This is a genomic window from Enterobacter sp. 61D5 (assembly GCF_034107965.1).
Taxonomy (GTDB): domain Bacteria; phylum Pseudomonadota; class Gammaproteobacteria; order Enterobacterales; family Enterobacteriaceae; genus Enterobacter; species Enterobacter cloacae_M.
Window position 1 is genome coordinate 1 of record NZ_JAWNFK010000066.1, and the last position, 322, is coordinate 322.

Here is a 322-nt window from a genome sequence, read left to right on the forward strand (position 1 = left end):
GTGTCATTCCGGTTCCTGCTATGCCGAGCTTCCCCAGCCACGGAAAGGCCGTCACCAGCGCGGCAAGCGGCGCAATCAACAGGCCAAAGAGCGCCACCGAAGGCACGGTCTGAATGACATTGAGCAGAGAAAAAATTGCCCCCTGCCGAGCAGTGGAAAAGTAGCACCAGATGCCCAACGGCACACCAATCACTAACGCAGGCAGCACCGCACCAAACAGCAACGTCAGATGTTGTGCCAGCGCGTCGTCAAACACATCCTGACGGTTGGCGTATTCTTTCATTAGTGAGAGATCGTTAAGCGTGCCGGAGTACAGCAACCA

The 322-nt window shown here is 56.2% G+C and carries 1 pseudogene; it reads right to left on the reverse strand.

The features are described 5' to 3' along the window. A pseudogene (gene yehY / locus UTM25_RS22530) lies at positions 1-322 on the reverse strand (glycine betaine ABC transporter permease YehY); the annotation flags it as partial.